The 15492-nt window shown below is 74.9% G+C and carries 15 protein-coding genes and 2 pseudogenes; 8 read left to right on the forward strand and 9 right to left on the reverse strand.

The genetic code is table 11. The features are described 5' to 3' along the window. Positions 1-513: 513 nt before the first annotated feature. Positions 514-711: pseudogene (locus ACWC97_RS32420) on the reverse strand (IS110 family transposase); the annotation flags it as partial. Between the two features lie 106 nt (positions 712-817). On the opposite strand from ACWC97_RS32420, the gene ACWC97_RS32425 reads away from it, so the two are divergent. Next, a complete protein-coding gene (locus ACWC97_RS32425) occupies positions 818-1285 on the forward strand; it encodes a hypothetical protein (protein ID WP_450653308.1) in 468 nt (155 codons plus the stop codon). 449 nt (positions 1286-1734) lie between these two features. Here the strand turns inward: ACWC97_RS32425 and ACWC97_RS32430 are convergent. Then, positions 1735-2028: pseudogene (locus ACWC97_RS32430) on the reverse strand (hypothetical protein); the annotation flags it as partial. Between ACWC97_RS32430 and ACWC97_RS32435 the strand changes: the two are divergent. The 4 genes from ACWC97_RS32435 to ACWC97_RS32450 are packed head-to-tail and all read left to right on the forward strand — an operon-like array spanning position 2003 to position 6781. Then, a complete protein-coding gene (locus tag ACWC97_RS32435; protein ID WP_450653241.1) occupies positions 2003-3190 on the forward strand; it encodes a polyprenyl synthetase family protein in 1188 nt (395 codons plus the stop codon). The pseudogene ACWC97_RS32430 and the gene ACWC97_RS32435 sit on opposite strands and share 26 nt — an antisense overlap. Continuing rightward, positions 3187-4722, forward strand: a complete 1536-nt coding sequence (crtI, locus tag ACWC97_RS32440) for a phytoene desaturase family protein (protein ID WP_352280441.1) — start codon at positions 3187-3189, stop codon at positions 4720-4722. The genes ACWC97_RS32435 and crtI overlap by 4 nt, the downstream gene beginning before the upstream one ends. Continuing rightward, complete coding sequence (locus ACWC97_RS32445) at positions 4719-5765, forward strand: phytoene/squalene synthase family protein (protein ID WP_352280442.1); 1047 nt, start codon at positions 4719-4721, stop codon at positions 5763-5765. The genes crtI and ACWC97_RS32445 overlap by 4 nt, the downstream gene beginning before the upstream one ends. Then, positions 5762-6781, forward strand: coding sequence for a DUF5914 domain-containing protein (locus tag ACWC97_RS32450; protein WP_450653243.1), 1020 nt, complete (start codon positions 5762-5764; stop codon positions 6779-6781). The genes ACWC97_RS32445 and ACWC97_RS32450 overlap by 4 nt, the downstream gene beginning before the upstream one ends. Positions 6782-6805: 24 nt before the next feature. On the opposite strand, the gene ACWC97_RS32455 is transcribed toward ACWC97_RS32450, so the two are convergent. The 5 genes from ACWC97_RS32455 to ACWC97_RS32475 all read right to left on the reverse strand — a co-directional run bounded on the left by ACWC97_RS32455 (position 6806) and on the right by ACWC97_RS32475 (position 11661). Beyond that, positions 6806-8377 carry an FAD-dependent oxidoreductase gene (locus tag ACWC97_RS32455; RefSeq protein ID WP_450653245.1) on the reverse strand — a complete coding sequence of 524 codons (1572 nt, stop codon included), beginning with the start codon at positions 8375-8377 and terminating at the stop codon, positions 6806-6808. Between the two features lie 34 nt (positions 8378-8411). After that, a complete protein-coding gene (locus ACWC97_RS32460) occupies positions 8412-9581 on the reverse strand; it encodes a lycopene cyclase family protein (protein ID WP_450653247.1) in 1170 nt (389 codons plus the stop codon). Between the two features lie 150 nt (positions 9582-9731). Beyond that, on the reverse strand, positions 9732-9905 hold the full coding sequence (locus ACWC97_RS32465; RefSeq protein ID WP_385212970.1) for a lipocalin/fatty acid-binding family protein: 174 nt from the start codon (positions 9903-9905) through the stop codon (positions 9732-9734). 506 nt (positions 9906-10411) lie between these two features. Beyond that, positions 10412-11071, reverse strand: coding sequence for an SDR family NAD(P)-dependent oxidoreductase (locus ACWC97_RS32470; protein ID WP_352280446.1), 660 nt, complete (start codon positions 11069-11071; stop codon positions 10412-10414). Further along, the gene (locus ACWC97_RS32475; protein WP_352280447.1) at positions 11068-11661 is read right to left on the reverse strand and encodes a DUF4383 domain-containing protein; all 594 of its coding nucleotides are present in this window, start codon (positions 11659-11661) and stop codon (positions 11068-11070) included. Before ACWC97_RS32475 ends, ACWC97_RS32470 begins: the two co-directional genes overlap by 4 nt. A 267-nt stretch (positions 11662-11928) precedes the next feature. Here ACWC97_RS32475 and ACWC97_RS32480 point away from each other — a divergent pair, with 267 nt between their 5' ends. The 3 genes from ACWC97_RS32480 to ACWC97_RS32490 all read left to right on the forward strand — a co-directional run bounded on the left by ACWC97_RS32480 (position 11929) and on the right by ACWC97_RS32490 (position 14138). Next, positions 11929-12447 (forward strand): DUF427 domain-containing protein, encoded by a 519-nt coding sequence (locus ACWC97_RS32480; protein WP_352280448.1) that lies wholly within the window; start codon positions 11929-11931, stop codon positions 12445-12447. A 205-nt stretch (positions 12448-12652) separates the two neighbouring features. Beyond that, complete coding sequence (locus ACWC97_RS32485) at positions 12653-13009, forward strand: SRPBCC family protein (RefSeq protein WP_450653251.1); 357 nt, start codon at positions 12653-12655, stop codon at positions 13007-13009. A gap of 52 nt (positions 13010-13061) precedes the next feature. Then, the gene (locus ACWC97_RS32490; RefSeq protein ID WP_450653253.1) at positions 13062-14138 is read left to right on the forward strand and encodes a MerR family transcriptional regulator; all 1077 of its coding nucleotides are present in this window, start codon (positions 13062-13064) and stop codon (positions 14136-14138) included. A 291-nt stretch (positions 14139-14429) separates the two neighbouring features. Here ACWC97_RS32490 and ACWC97_RS32495 read toward each other — a convergent pair whose 3' ends face one another. Together ACWC97_RS32495 and ACWC97_RS32500 are read right to left on the reverse strand one after the other, a co-directional pair. Next, on the reverse strand, positions 14430-15062 hold the full coding sequence (locus tag ACWC97_RS32495) for a sigma-70 family RNA polymerase sigma factor (RefSeq protein ID WP_352280451.1): 633 nt from the start codon (positions 15060-15062) through the stop codon (positions 14430-14432). Further along, positions 15059-15196, reverse strand: coding sequence for a hypothetical protein (locus ACWC97_RS32500; RefSeq protein ID WP_352280452.1), 138 nt, complete (start codon positions 15194-15196; stop codon positions 15059-15061). The genes ACWC97_RS32495 and ACWC97_RS32500 overlap by 4 nt, the downstream gene beginning before the upstream one ends. Positions 15197-15492: the final 296 nt, after the last annotated feature.

Here is a 15492-nt window from a genome sequence, read left to right on the forward strand (position 1 = left end):
TGGAGATACGGAAGGAGGCGGACTCGATGAGGATGCGGGCGCCGGCACGCAGCTCGATGCCGGAGGCGGTGATCACGGTAATACTCCAGGGCGGTACGGACAGCGAAGACGACGCGGTCCAGGGAAATACGAGGCTGTGGGGCGAAGCGGCGGCTGCGCGGCGACGGGCCCAGCTGCTCTCCGTCTACGGGCGCAGGGGGTACGCGTCGAGGGCGCCTAAGCGAAGGGGGTCTCAGCGATGAGCGTCAGAGGGATGCCGCTGTTGCGGCGGCCTTCTCGATCCAGACCAGGCCCGTGGGGCGTCGGTCCATGGCTTTGGAACCGCGTCGGAAAGTGGCCACCCCGAACCGGACCGTGCGCACCGCACGGCCGGAATCGCAGATCACGCGGCGGGCCGACATGCCGTTCACGGTAACACTGAACAACGCAAGCCATGTGTTCCCGCTACGCAGCCTCCCACTGCGACTTGTGGGACGCGTGTGGCTGAGGCGGCCGGTGGAACGTGATAGCCACTGCCTCGCCCGGGTAGAGGTCGGCGATCCGTTGCATGGCCAGTCCGGGAAGGTGGAAGGCCTGGCAGCCCGCGCCGCGGGCGACGGTCAGCGGCAGGGCGCCGATGGAGGCGGGCTGGTCCACGATCACCAGGACGGTGCCGAACTTCGCGGCGAGTTTCTCGGAGACGGCCCGAAGTTTCGGCTCGCTGTTGGGCCACTTGCCCGATGCCATCCCTTCGACAGGGGGTAACAGTCATGCCGGGCCCGGAGGCCAGCGGCCCTCTTGCAGGACCGCGAAAAACATAACGGGGCGAAGCGGGCGGATGGCCACGCCGATTGCCCTCCAGAGCCAGGCCCTCGTCCTGTCCTCCGTCCTCAAGGACCAGGACAGAGGCCGCGCTGTCGCCGTGATGATGGAGAACTACCGGGCCACGGATGAGAAGTACACAGCCAGTGAGGCGTTCATCCACCAGTGGTCACAGGTGCAACAGCTTCTGAACCAGGACGGCGTCTCGGGCAGCCAGCTGAAACGGCAGGCGGCGGCCGCGCTCGAAAATCGCACAAAGGTTACAGACGTGCCGGACAGCCTCCCGAGCTCCATCTACCGACAGAACATCTCAGGAAAAGCGGCCAAGAAGGTGCTGGGGGCGCTGCCCGAGGGCGCGGACACATTGACCTTTGAGGAAGGCGACACAGTGTTCGACAGCGTGATGAGCACGGTGAACGGCAAATCCACCCGCAACATCGTGCATACATTCAACGAGATCAAGAAGGAATCGGGAAGCCCGTAATACCGGATCAAGGGCGGCGTCCTCAAACGGGTCGGCGAAAACTTCCAGCTGAGATTCGACATCGTCGAGGCCCCGTAGGCCGACCCTCGGCGCGGCAGCGCCGTGTTGTCCGCCCGCTGGGGCTGGAATTTCCACGACTCCTGGACGAGCCGGGCGTGATGCCCGTCTGCCAGCCGGGCTGCGGAAGGCAGCGCACCCGGGTGAACCCGGCACTCCGGAGCCGGGTGGTGAAGGCATCGGCCGTGCCGAAGGCCGGCACGCTGCGGTAGAGGTGCTCGTAGAAGTTCCGCGTCCCCGTGCAGCCGGGCCCAGGGCCTCACGAGACCGTTCACAACGGCCTTCCGCACGAGCCGGTCGGCGGGCCGTCCGCCGAGGCCGTACTCGTGCACGGCGAGGCGACCGCCGGGCCGCAGGAGGCGGCGGGCGAGGCGCAGCAGGTACGCGGCAAGGACGGCGTCGTACGGTCCCTGGGCCTCGACCTCGGCCATGCGCTCGACCGGGGCGTGGACGAAGGAAACGCGCTTCGGCCACGCTTTGGCCCGGGCGCGCGCGAGCATTCCGGCCGACGCGTCGACGCCGGCCACGGTCGCCTTGGGCGCCGGCACCGGCACGTGCGAATCCCCGGTCGGCCCATGATCTGCTGCATCCGCGCGCGACCGCGGTACGGAACATCCAGACGCACCGCACTGCCCGACGCACGGCAGCAAGGGAACCGACATGCGCGCTCTCGACCCCCCTTCCATCGACAGGGACGTCCCCGAGGCCCTGACCCTGGTGATCGACGACCTCCTCCGGCGCCGGGTCGCCGAGGCCCGGACCGTGGACGGGACCTTCGCCGCGGACATCGCCGGCCGGGTGGCCGCCTTCGCGGCCGGTGGCGGACACCGCAGGTCGCAGTTGCTGTGGTGGGCCATGCGCGCCGCCGGGGGCGGCGACGACGAGGCCGAAGCGGCCTTGCGGATGGCGGCCTCCGTTGAACTCGTCCAGACCTGCGCGCTCATCCACGACGACGTCATGGACGGCTCCCGGACCCGCAGGGCAAGCCCCTCCGTCCACGCCTCGCTGGAGCGCCAGTACGGCACGGACGGCCTCGACGGGCCGTCCGCGGGCTTCGGGGGCTCCGGCGCCGTCCTCGCGGGTGACCTGGCCCTCGCCTGGGCGGACGACGCGTTCGCGGAGGTGCTCCTGATGACCCCGCACTCCGCCGGTCTCGGCGACCGGTGGCGGGTGATGCGCACCGAGATGGTCGCCGGGCAGTACCTGGACCTCCAGACGCAGGTCACCGGCTCGCGATCCGCCGGACGGGCGATGCGGACGGCCGTCCTGAAGACGGCGCGGTACTCCGCGGTGCATCCACTGCTGCTGGGAGCCCTCCTGGCGGGGGCCGACAGCCGGACGCTCCGGGGCCTGAACCGGGCGGGGCTGTGCGCGGGCATCGCCTTCCAACTCCAGAACGACCTTCAAGGGGTGTTCGGCGATCCGCGGCGCACCGGCAAACCACCCGGCGAGGACCTCAGGGCGGGCAAGGCGACCTATCTCATGGCCGTGGCGCGGGCGCTGTGCGTCCGCGACGGCGACGCCGGAGGGCTCCGTCTCCTCGACGCCGTGGTCGGCTCCCCCGCCGCCACCGAGCGGGAGCTGCGCCGTGTGATCGGGCTCCTGGAGTCCTGCGGAGCCCGGGCCCACGTCGCCGAGCGGGCGGACCGGCTCTGCGCGCGTACGCTGCGGACCCTCCGGCAGACGGAGCTGGTGCCGGGACCGGCCGAGCACCTGGCGCGGCTCCTCCTGGACGCCGGCGGCGTCGCGCTCCCGGCGGGCGGCCCCGACGGGGACGACGCGGGGGCCGGCGAGCGCACCGGAGCGGCGACCGGGCGTGCGGTGGCCGCGTCGGGAGCGGGCCGATGAGGCGGCTGCGGGGCGGGACGGACCATGTCGTCGTCGTGGGAGCCGGCTTCGCGGGCCTGTCGGCCGCGCTCCACCTGCTGGGCGCCGGACGGAAGGTGACGCTGGTCGAGCGTGAGCCGGTGCCGGGCGGGCGGGCCGGCCGGATGGAGCTCGGCGGCTTCCGGATGGACACGGGGCCCACCGTCCTGACGATGCCCGCCCTGCTGGACCAGGCGTTCGCGGCCGTCGGGGACTCGCTGTACGACCGGGTGGAACTGGTACCGCTGCACCCGGCGTACCGGGCGCGGTTCTGGGACGGCAGCCGCGTCGACGTCCACACGGAGGCGGACGTCATGGCCGCCGAGGTGGAACGCTTCGCCTCGGCCCGCGAGGCCGACGCCTATCTGCGCCTGCGCGCCTGGCTGGGCAGGCTGTACGCGGTGCAGGAGCGCCGCTTCATCGACGCGAACTTCGACTCGCCGACACAGCTGCTCCATCCCGACCTGGCCCGGCTGGCCGCCCTCGGCGGGCTCGGACGCCTGGACCGGGCGATCGGGTCCTTCCTGTCGGACGAACGGCTCCGGCGCGTCTTCTCCTTCCAGGCCCTCTACGCGGGAGTCCCCCCGTCGCGGGCACTGGCCGCCTACGCGGTGATCGCCTACATGGACACCGTCGCCGGGGTGTTCTTCCCGCGCGGCGGTATGCACACCGTGCCCACGGCCATGGCGGACGCGGCCCGCCGCGCCGGCGCCGCCCTGCGGTTCGGGGAGCGGGTCACGACCCTCGAACGGGCGGGGGAACGGGTGACGGCGGTCGTGACGGAGCAGGCCCGGATCGCGTGCGACGCGGTCGTGCTCACCACGGAACTCCCCTTCTCGTACCGGCTCCTGGGGCGCGCGCCCCGCCGTCCGCTGCGGACCCGGCACTCCCCGAGCGCGGTGATCCTGCACGCGGGGACGGACCGCACCTGGCCCGAACTCGCCCACCACACCCTGCTCTTCGGCTCCGCCTGGTCCCGCACCTTCGACGAACTCACCAGAACAGGAGAGCTGATGACCGACCCTTCCCTCCTTGTCACCCGCCCGACGGCCACGGATCCCACGCTCGCGCCTCCCGGCCGTCATCTGCACTACGTCCTGGCGCCCTGCCCGAACACGGAGATCGGCCCGGGGCCGGCGCACTGGGCCGAGCTCGCCCCGGCCTACCGGGACTCCCTGGTCGCCGAACTGGAGCGGCGGGGGCTGACCGGCTTCGGCGCGTCGATCGAGGAGGAGTCCCTGGTGACGCCCGCCGACTGGGCAGGCCAGGGGCACAGCGCGGGCACCCCGTTCTCGCTCTCGCACACCTTCGCCCAGACCGGGCCGTTCCGGCCGAGGAACCTCGTCAGGGGCACGGAGAACGTCGTGCTCGCGGGCTGCGGGACGACCCCGGGTGTCGGGGTGCCCCCGGTCATCGTCTCGGGCAAGCTGGCCGCCCAGCGGATCACCGGGACCCCACGGACAACGGCCCGACGCACGGCTTCCGACGCCGCCGTCCGGCTGGAGGGCTCGTGACGGCCCGGGAGCTCGACGCCGCCGGGGTGCGCGATCCGGCGCTGCGGGCGGCCTACGCGCAGTGCCGCCGGCTCAACGCCCGCCACGGCAGGACCTACTTCCTGGCCACGCGCCTCCTGCCGCTGGCCCGCCGCAGCGCGGTCCACGCCCTGTACGGCTTCGCCCGGCGCGCGGACGACATCGTGGACGAGACGGCCGGCACGACGCCTCGGGAGCGGGCGGCCTCGCTCGACGCGCTGGAGACCCAGTGGCAGGCGGCACTGCGAGGTGAACCCGTCACCGACCCGGCCGTGGCAGCGGCCTCGGACACCCGCGCGCGCCTGCGGATCCCGGCGGTCCACTTCGAGGACTTCCTCGGGTCGATGCGCAGCGACCTCTTCGTGCGGGAGTACGCGACCTACGCGGACCTGTGCGGCTACATGCACGGCTCGGCGGCCGTGATCGGACTGCAGATGGTGCCGGTCCTGGGCACCGTCTGCGCGCGGGAGGAGGCCGAGCCGTACGCGGCATCGCTCGGCACCGCCTTCCAGCTGACGAACTTCCTCCGCGACGTCGGGGAGGACCTGGACCGGGGCCGGGTGTACCTGCCGGCGGACCTGCTCGCCGCGTCCGGGGTGGACCGGGACCTGCTGCGGTGGAGCAGACTGACCGGCTGCCGCGACCCGCGCATCACCGACGCGATGCGCGCCGCCGCGGCCCTCACCCGGGACGTGTACCGCGAGGCGGAACCGGGCATCGACCTGCTCGACCCGGTGTCGGCGCCGTGCGTGCGCACGGCCTTCGTCCTGTACCAGGAGATCCTGACGGTCATCGAGAAGGAGGGGTACGCGGTGCTGCACCGACGGGCGGTGGTCGGCACACGACGGCGGGCCTCGATCGCGCTGCCGGGCCTCACGCGGGCACTGGCCGCGCGCGGCGCGGGCCGCGGACGCCGGGCGGGCCGCACGGACGGCCCCGGCCGCCCCGACGGCCGGCCGGAGGAGGCCGTGGGCCGGAGCGGGGCCGCGGGGCCGCACGAACGGACCAGGAGGGACGCCCGGTGAGCGAACCGAGCCGCCGGGACGACCGGCACCGTCTGCCCCTGAGCCTGCGCCGCGCGCCGCTGCCCTGGGAGAAGCAGCGGGCGACCTGGCGACAGGCGCGTCCGACGGGGATCGCCGCGGCGCTGAAGCGGGCGACGGCCCGCCCGTCCGGCAACTGGTATGTCGTGGGGGCCGGCCGGGACGTCCGCGCCGACCGGCCGACGGGCCGGACCGTCGCGGGGACGGAGGTCGTGCTCTGGCGCGACGCCGACGGCGTCGTGCGCGCCGGACCGGGCGCCTGCCCCCACCTCGGGGCTGCCCTGAAGGACGGCGTGGTGCGGTGCGGGACGCTCATCTGCCGCTGGCACGGCCTGGCCCTGGACGGCTCCCCGGCCGCGGGCTGGGCGCCGTGGCCCGCGTACGACGACGGGGTACTGGTCTGGGTGCGCCTCGACGAGGTCGGCGGCGAGGAGCCGACGGACCGCCCGATGGTGCCGCCGAGGCCGCCCGTCGCGGAGGCGGTGACGGCCGTCCACACCGGCGTGGGCGTCTGCGAGGCCGAGGACATCGTCGCCAACCGGCTGGACCCGTGGCACGGCGCGTGGCTGCACCCGTACTCGTTCGTCGACCTGGAGGTCCTGTCCGTACCGCCGGACGGGACCGGCGACGAGGAGGACGCCCTGGTCGTCCGGGTGTCGTTCAAGGTGGCGGGCCGCGTGGTGGTGCCGGTGACAGCGGCCTTCACGGCGCCGGAGCCGCGGACCGTCACCATGCGCATCACCGGGGGCGAGGGCATGGGTTCCGTCGTCGAGACCCACGCCACTCCGCTGACCGCCCCGGGGGCCGCCCGCCCCCGGACCGCCGTGGTGGAGGCCGTCATGGCGGCCTCGGACCGCACGGGCTTCGCGGCGGCCCGGGCCCTGGCCCCCCTGCTGCGCCCCGCGATGCGGTCGGCGTCGGCCCGCCTCTGGCGCGACGACCTGGCGTACGCGGAGCGCCGCTGGCGGCTGCGGAGCACGGGGCGGTTCCCGGGGTAGGGGGCACCGGGGACCGCCCGGTGCTCAGCGGGGCGACCGGGTTTCGCCGGCCGCCCGGGCGAGGAACCGGAGGGCGGCCGAGCGGCCGGCCGGGGGTACGGTCCACAGCGTTTGTCCGCGCAGCCCCCACCTGCGCAGGTGGGCGTTGGCCGCAAGGAAACCCGTGGTGGCGGCGCGCTCCATGAGGGCCACGGGGTGTTCCGTGCGGACCAGGTCCCCGGCGACGGTGACGGTGGGGTCCGGGGTGTGGACCGTCGGACGGTTCCGGTGCCCGCCGACCTCGAAGAGCGGGCAGTCGGAGCGGAGTTCGTGCCGTTCGTCGAGGACCGCGGCGTCCCGGGTCTCGGGCCAGGCGCGGTGCAGCTGCCCGACCAGTTCCCGGGAGAGCTCCCGGGGGCGGGCGGCGGGATCCACGGCGTAGGCGTGCAGTTCCACCACCGCGCCGCCGGTGCGGGCGGCCCAGCGGGCGGCCTCGCCCTCCCAGCGGTCGAGGACGCTGATGTTGTCGAGGGGGCCGAATCCGCTGGTCCCGAGAAAACCAGGGCGGTGCGGGGCGACGGGCCGGTCGAGCCAGAGCCGGGAGACGAGGAAGGGCGGCGCGGTGCGGAGCACGCCGATGCGGGCACGCCAGGGGGCGTCGCAGAGCCCCGGGGACGCCCCGGCGATCGCCCGCAGCCCGCCGGTGTCGGTGGCGAGGACGACGGCGTCGGCATGCCGGGGCCCTTCGTCGGACAGCACGGTGTGCCCGCCGCCGGGTGCCGGTGTCAGTTCCCGGACGCCGGTGCCGGTGAGGACCCGGGCGCCGTGGCCGCGCAGGTAGGCGCCGAGGGGGTCCCAGAGGGCTTGCGGGTAGGGCTCGTCCGGCACGTCGAAGAGGAGTCCTTCGGAGGAACCGAGGAAGTAGACGTGGAACATCAGCACCAGTTCGGCGGCGGACAGTTCGTCGGGGTCGGCGAAGAAGCTCCGCGAGAACACCTCGAACGCGAGGTGCTGGGCCGCCGGGGGGAAGCCGATGCCGTGGAGGAAGGCGCGCGCGCTGATGCCGTCGAAGCGCCGGTAGACGTCGGGCACGCGGACGTCGAGCAGCGGCAGCGCGGCCCGGGCGTTCATGCGGCCGAGATCGCGCCACCCGAAACTGGGGCTGAGGGCGACGAAGCCGAGCGCGCTCCAGGGCGGCGTACGGGGGACACGGGCGAAGCTGTCGTACAGCCCGGAGCCGTGCCGCAGCGGATAGTCCGGCAGACCGGTGAGCCGGTCGAGGCCCGGGTCGATCCTGCGCAGCAGACCGCGCAGGTTGTAGTACTGGCGGAAGAAGGCGTGGAAGCCACGGCTCATGGTCACCTCCGATCCGTCGCCCAGCCGGTCGGCCCAGCCCGCGAGGCGCCCGCCGAGGGTGGGCTGCCGTTCGTAGAGGGTGACGGCGACGCCGCGTTCGGCGAGGATCGTGGCCGCCGCGATCCCCGCGATCCCGCCGCCGACGACGGCGCAGGTCGGCCGGTGGCCGTCCGGGGGCCTGAGCCGTCCGTCGGCGGCGGGCAGGACGACCGCCCTCCGGTCGCGGCCTCGTGCGGGGATGCCGTTCCGGCTGTCGCGCATGGCAGGGATCCGCTCTCGTGACGAAGGGGCCGCTTCAGGCCCGGCGGGCGAGGAAGGGCAGCTCCGCGGTGGTGCGGAGCATGGGGAGGACGGGGGTGCGCAGGCCGATGCGCACCTCCTCGGACGGCCGGGTGTCCCCGTCGAGGAACCGCAGGAGCCGCTCGGGAGGGACCTTCTCGAAGAGCCGCGTGAAGAAGTCGGGCCCGGAGACCCTGCCGGTGTCGATGCCGCGCAGCAGGACCGCGTCCATGAGGAGCGACCGCCTGGGGTAGGCGGGCGGCGGAAGGGGGTCGCGGCCGGCGTGCAGGAGGGCCGCGACGGCGCGCGTCTGGCGCTGGACGGCCGCGAAGGCGTAGCCGGTGGAGGGCCGGACCGCGCCCCCCGCGGCGCCGATGCGGAAGGTGCTCCGGCCGGTGCGGCGCTCGTAGCGGGCGTCCGTCATCGGGATGCGTCCCCGTTCCACGCCGTGCACCTCGCACGCGCCGATCCGCAGGAGGGTGGCGGTGTAGTGCCGCAGGGCCCGCTCGTACGCCTCGTCGGACAGCGGCTCCCGGCTGAACTCGGTGTACTCCACGAGGGCTTCGGTCCGGGACAGCGGCAGGACGTAGCCGAAGGAGAGCCCCTGCGGCGGCTGGGGGGTGCGGAAGTCCATCAGGTCGACGGTGTCGGGGGCGAAGACGGGGCGCTCGGAGCGCAGGAACCATCCCTTGAAGTGCTGGAGGAGGCTCACCCGGCTGGGCGGGAGGGGAGAGGGCGGCCTGGTGTCGAAGAGCCAGCGCGCGTGGACGTGCCGCTCGCGGCCGTCGGCGGTGCGGCAGGAGACGGAGGCGCCGCCGGGGCCGTCGGCGACGTGCTCCGCGACGGCCTCGACGCGGACCAGTCCGGCGAGCCGCGGCCGGATGCCCCGGGTGAACGACTCGGAGGCGAGCATCTTGTAACGCAGTGCGCCCAGGTCGCACGGGACCGGCCGCCCGTCGCCGCCATGGAGCCGTACCCGGGACCAGGAGGCCGTGAGCAGGGCGTCGTACTCGCCGGCTCCCCGCTCCCAGTAGCACCAGGTGCGCGGCGGCGGCCGGAGCGGGCCGGGGGGCGCGTCGACGAGGACGACGGAGGGGACGGCGGCTCCGCGCGGCGGGCACAGGAGCCGCCAGGCCAGGGACAGCCCGGCCGCCCCGGCCCCGATGATGGCGACGTCGCAGCGCACGGGGTACGTCTCCTCTGGTCGTCGGGGAAGAAGGGGCGGCGCGCCGGGGCGCGTAGGCCGGGGTGAGGGCTACCCCCGGGCGGGGGCGGGCTATCCGCCGATGCTCCGGTGGGAGCAACGCGCCGGCCCGCCCGCCGCGCCGGCCGGCCGTCAGGGGGCGAGCCGCCAGGCGGGGTCCCCGCCGTCCTGACGGGTCGTGCGGAAGGCCCGGGGCTCGAGTCCGGCTCCCCGGACCGCGCGCAGGACGTCGGCCGTCCGCGCCGGATCGAGCCGCGGGGTGCGGGACAGGACGAAGCCGGAGATGCGGTTCTCGTTGGTCACCACGGCCCACCCGTACGCGGGTCCCAGGCCGGCGACGACGTAGTTCGCCCCGGTGCCGTGCCGGTAGCCGTCCTCGCGTCGAGGGGAAGCGCCTCACCGGTGATCCGGCTGGAGGCCCCCAGCCAGGTCGCGCAGCTGTTGGTCACCGCGACCCCGCCACGGCCGGTCGCGCCGTGGACGGCCTTGACGTTCTTGGCGCACTGGGAGCTCGAACAACTGCGGCACGGGCCGCGAGCTGGAACCAGGTTCCGGTGTAGCGGCCGAGGCCGACGGTACCGGCGGCGCGGGGCGGGCCGTCCGGGCGCGCGGTGGCCGTGGGCACGAGCGCGAGAGAGGCGAGGGCCGTGGTGAGCAGGACGGCAGAGACGCGCTCCGCGGCGGACGGACGTCGTCGCATGGGCTGGACGCTCCTCGAAGGTGTCGGTGGCAAGCTCTTCCGTACGGAGTGCTCCGGCGGATGCGCGCTCCGCACCCGGTCCTCCGAGGGCGCGTCGGAGCCCGGGGGACGCTCAGCGCGGGCGGTCCGGGGCCCCGGTCAGGGGCGCGAGCAGATGCCGTTCGACCGCCTCCGCCGGGTCGGCCCCGGGCGGGAGCGCGGGCGGCTCCCCGGTCACCGCCCGGGCGGCGAACCCGCCCTCCAGGTGCGGCAGGCGCACGTCGACGATCCGGACGCCCCGGGCCCGCTGTTCCCTGCCGACGACGGCGAGCCAGGTGGCGAGCGCCGTCTTGGCCGCAGCGTAGTCGGCCATGCCCTGCGGGGGCACGTCGACGACCGCGCCGGTCACGACGCCGATCGCGCCTCCGGCTTCCAGGACCGGCAGGGCGCCCCGGACCACCGCCATCGGCGCCAGGGCGTTCACGGTCATGAGGTGCTCGGCGGCGGCCTCGTCGACGCTCTCGGCCCGTCCGAAGCCCGCCACTCCGACGGCCACCACGACCCGGTCCAGGCGACCCAGGGAGCGGGCCGCCCAGGGCGCGAGGGCCGCGCAGCCGTCGAGATCGTAGGCGTCGAAAACGCGCCGGGGGCAGTCTCCGGGCAGCCGCGACCGGTCGGCGAGCCGCTCCGCGTTCCTGCCGGCCAGGGCCACCGACGCGCCCCGCCGGTGCAGGGCCCGCGCGGCGAGCCCGCCGACCGTCCCCGTCGCCCCCACGACCAGGACCGCGGTCACCTCGGGGGACTTTCGACGACCCCCGGACCGGCCGGTCCGGGGTGCGTCGGCGTCGTGGTGCGCGCGGCCCCGGACGGGAGGGCCGCGGCGGCCAGGCGGCGTCGGCGCGCGAGCGACTCCGCGGCGGCCTCGCGCGGGTGGCGCCTGCGCCAGTAGGGGTTGTCGTGCGACAGCTTGCTGGACACCCGCCCGTACATGCCGAACGTGAGGATCAACAGCCCCATGAGGAAGCTGAACATCACGTTGGTCATGCCGAAACCGAGGAAGTTGGCGGGCCGGTCGAGCACGAACAGGTGATAGAAGCCGCTGAGCAGGAACGCGCCGCCCACGAACATGTTCACGGTGGAGGCGATGTTCCCGCCCACGACCGCGCCGGCCAGGAGGAGGAGTCCTGTCAGCACCGAGATCCAGCTCAGCGCGGTGTTGGTGGTCATCCCGGCGATCCGCGTGCCGGAGGTGTCGAAGGAGCTCAGCGCGTCGGCGAAGCCGAGGCAGCCGAACACGAGCAGGACGCAGCCGCAGAGGGCGGCGCCCCAGCGGTACACGGTGGCCAGATGGTGGTCCACCGGAAGTTCGTCTTTGAGTCGCACAGCTGGTTCCCTGCCTGTCCGCGGTTCCGTCCGTCGCCCGGGGCCGATCCCGACCGGATCGGGCCGCACGCGAACGGACATGTCCCGAAGCACCTTTTGTGATGCTTCCATGCCTTTTCTCGCCCGGAGAGCGCCCGGATGCACCGAACCGGCCACCCGCGAACCGTTCACCCGTCCGCACCCGCCGGGCGGCCCCGCCGCATCCGCCGACCGGTGCGCAGCGGAAGGACGGGCAACGCAGCCATGACGAGAGCCGAGGAGAGCACCATGGACGACGCAGGAGAAGCGGACGTCGGCCGGTCACCGGCCCGGCCCGGTGACCGGCCGACGGAGAGCGTGTGGGACTACCCGCGCCCGCCCCGGCTGGTCGGCGACGACCGCCGCGTGACGGTGGCGGTGGACGGCCGGATCGTCGCGGATACGCGCGCGGGCCTGCGGGTCCTGGAGACCAGCCACCCTCCGACGTACTACCTGCCCCGCCGCGACGTGCACGCGGAGTTCCTGCGCCCCCGGCCCGACCGCACCCACTGCGAGTGGAAGGGCACCGCGTCCTACTGGGACGTCGTCGTCGCAGGGCTCGTCGTCCCCCGCGCCGCGTGGAGCTACGAGGACCCCCTCCACCCGTACGAGGCGCTCCGCGGCCACCTCGCCTTCTATCCGTCCGCGGTGGGATGCACGGTCGACGGGGAGCCGGTGACCGCCCAGGAAGGCGACTTCTACGGCGGGTGGATCACCCGGGGGATCAAGGGCCCCTTCAAGGGCGGTCCGGGCACGTGGGGCTGGTGAGCCGGCCGCCGGCACACCGGGACGAGCACGGCCCGCGCCCTGGGGTGCATCCGGTCCGGGTGCCGGGCCGAAAACCCCGGATGACCGGTCCCGGCGCGCGGACCGGCAGGAGGCGGAGGAGGCCGTATGGTGATCAGCGTGGAGCGGGTGCTCGTGGTGCGACGACCCGGGGCGCAGGCCATCACCCACCTGGAGGACTTCGCCCGTGCCCAGGGAGCGGGACCCCGGCACCGTGCGCTGCGTCCGGCTCGACGACGGGCCCGTGCGGCGGGGCACCTGGTGGCGCAACACGTCCCGGTTCCGCACGACCGGGCTCCGGTACGAACTCCTCGTCCGGGAGCCCTTCCGCCTGGTGTTCCGCGGCGAGAACAAGACCGTCACGGCGCTGGACGACCTGCGGTTCGCCGACAAGGGCCAGGCGACACGGCTGACGTACCGTGCGCCGCTCATCTCCAAGGGCCTCGCACGGCTGGCCGCGCCCTTCCTGCGCGGGGAGTTCGAGCGGCTGGCCGACGGCGTCGCCCACCGCCTTCCCACGGCGGCCCAGGCACGGCCCTCCTGACCGCGCGCCCCGGCTCCGCACGCACCTGCCCGCACCGCTTCCGCACCCCCCGGTGGTGACCGTGCACGACACCGGTCCCGGCATCACCACGGGCGCCCTGGCCCGGCGTCTCGGCGTCTCCCCGACCACCGTGCGGTCCTGGGACCGCCGGTACGGGATCGGGCCGGCCGAGCGCGGCGACGGCCGCCACCGCCGGTGGGGCCCCGCGGACGTGGCGATGCTGGAGGAGATGTGCCGTCTCACGGCCGCCGGGATCCCGCCCGCCGAGGCGGCCCGGGCCGCCCGGCGGAAGCGCTCCGCAGCGGCGGCGGTCACGCCGGACGCCCCCGGCGTGACCGCCGCCGCTCCGGTCCGGACCGCCGTCACCGGGCCGGCCGCACCCTCCCGGCGGCCGGCGGCCGGCAGCGGTCTGCCGCTCGGAGACGTCCGGCAGGAGTGCCGGGGGCTGGCCCGCGCCGCCGTGCGGCTCGACGCGCCCGCCATGGAAGAGCTGCTCCGGGCGGCGCTGGCGGAGTACGGCCTGGTCACCTCCTGGGAGGAGATCATGGCGCCGACACTGCGTGCGGTGGGCCGGAAGTGGGAGTCGTCGGACGACCGGTACGTCGAGGTGGAGCACCTGCTCTCCTGGCACGTCTCCACGACGCTGCGGCGGGCCGCCGTCTCCGGGCCCGCGGTCGCCTCCCCGGCGGCTCCGGTCCTGCTGACGTGCGTCCCCGCGGAGCAGCACACGCTGCCCCTGGAGGCGCTCGCCGCGGGCCTGGCCGAACGCGGAGTGCCGACCATGATGCTCGGCGCGGCCGTGCCCGCCGAGGCTCTCGAGTCGGCGGTCAGGCGGTCAGGACCAGCCGCCGTCGTCCTCTGGTCCCAGTCCCGGTCCACCGCCGACCCCGCCCTGGCCGAACGCGTCGCGCGGACGGCGTTGGGGATGCGGGGAGCGCGCATCTCGCCCCAGGTCCTCCTCGCGGGCCCCGGCTGGCTCGGCCGGACGCCCGCGCCCGGCACCGTGCGTCCCGTCGGCCTGCGCGAGGCCCTCGCACTGATCTCCCGGCTGTACGGGGAGGGCGAGGGCCTCGCGGATGCGACCGAGCGGGAGGGCGGGGACGCCGGGGCCTTCGGGGCCGGGCGCTGACATCGGCCCCGGGCGGCTCAGGGGCCGGGGCGCCGCCCGCTCGGCGCGGGCGGGGGACAGGGGGACGGAACCGCTCGTCCGGGCCCGGTACCCCGCGTGCCCCGGCCACTCCCGGGGGCGGGCCTGCGGGAGCCGTCTGCCGGGCGGTCGGGCCGTGAACCGGTTCGGAACCGTCGGTCGACCGGACAGGTCGGCCCGCGGGCGGCCCAGGACCGGATCCGGGGCCGGATCGACCGGACGCTCGCCGGGCGCCCGGCTGCCGGTCGTCGCAGATCCTCCGGGACGGGCCGGTCAGCGGCCCCCGGCGGCGCCGGCCAGTTCGACGAGGCTGCGCCGCATGCGCTGGAGGCCTCGGCGGGCGTGGCTCTTGACCGTGCCGAGCGGCATGCCGGTCCGGTCGGCGATCTGGGTCTGGGTCAGGTCCGCGAAGAAGGCGAGTTCGAGGACGTCCCGCTGGACGTGGGGAAGCCGGGAAAGCTCCTCGGTGAGGACCACCCGGTCCAGGATCCGCTCGGGCTCGTCGTGCACCGGGCTCTCGCCCTTCAGGGACGCACCGAGGCTCGCCGCGAGTTCGATCCGCCGTGTGCGGGCGCTCAGAGCGTCGGCGATCTTGCGTCGGGTGATGCCGGTGAGCCAGGCGGGCAGGCTGCCCCGCTCGGGGCGGAAGTTGGCCCGGCCCCGCCAGGCGGCGACGAACACCTGCTGGGTCACGTCCTCCGCCTCGCGGGGGTCACCGAGGGTGCGGGCCGCGAGGGTCTGGACCAGGGGCCCCCAGCGCCGGTAGGCGGCGGCGAGGCACTGTTCGTCGCCGTCGGCCAGGCCCCGGGCGAGCCGGTCGTCGGTATCGGTGTCCACGCCGGTGGCGTCCCCGGTCGTGACTGCCGGTGAAGGGGCGGGGGCTCCGGTCGGACGTGGTGCGGTCATGGCGCTTCCTCCTCCAGGTGGCGGCGGGCGTCCACCGGATGTGCCGCGAGCGGCGCGGCCGGGACCTCGATGACCCCGTGGGCCTCACGCTCCGTCCGGCAGCACCCCGCCCGCAACTTGAATCGTTTGCGCATCGAAATTTCCCTGCGTATCGATGCAGGCGAGAAACGCCGCAGGTCAGGTGGGAAACCGCACCGCGACGGCATCGTGACCTCAGCGCCCGCCCGCCGGCTCTCCCCGCCGGGTCGACCGCCCGGGCCTCCGCCCCGAGGACGCACGCACCGGCGCTCCCCCTCGGCCTGCTCGGGCCGAGGGGGAGCGCCGGTCGGACGGCCTGCTCCGGCAGGATCCGGCCGGACTCGGGGATCCCGGCGCCGCAGGCCCTCGCCACGAGGGCTGACATCGCCGCGGGAGCCGGGCCGGTCGCCCC

Source organism: Streptomyces sp. NPDC001108, from assembly GCF_053598535.1.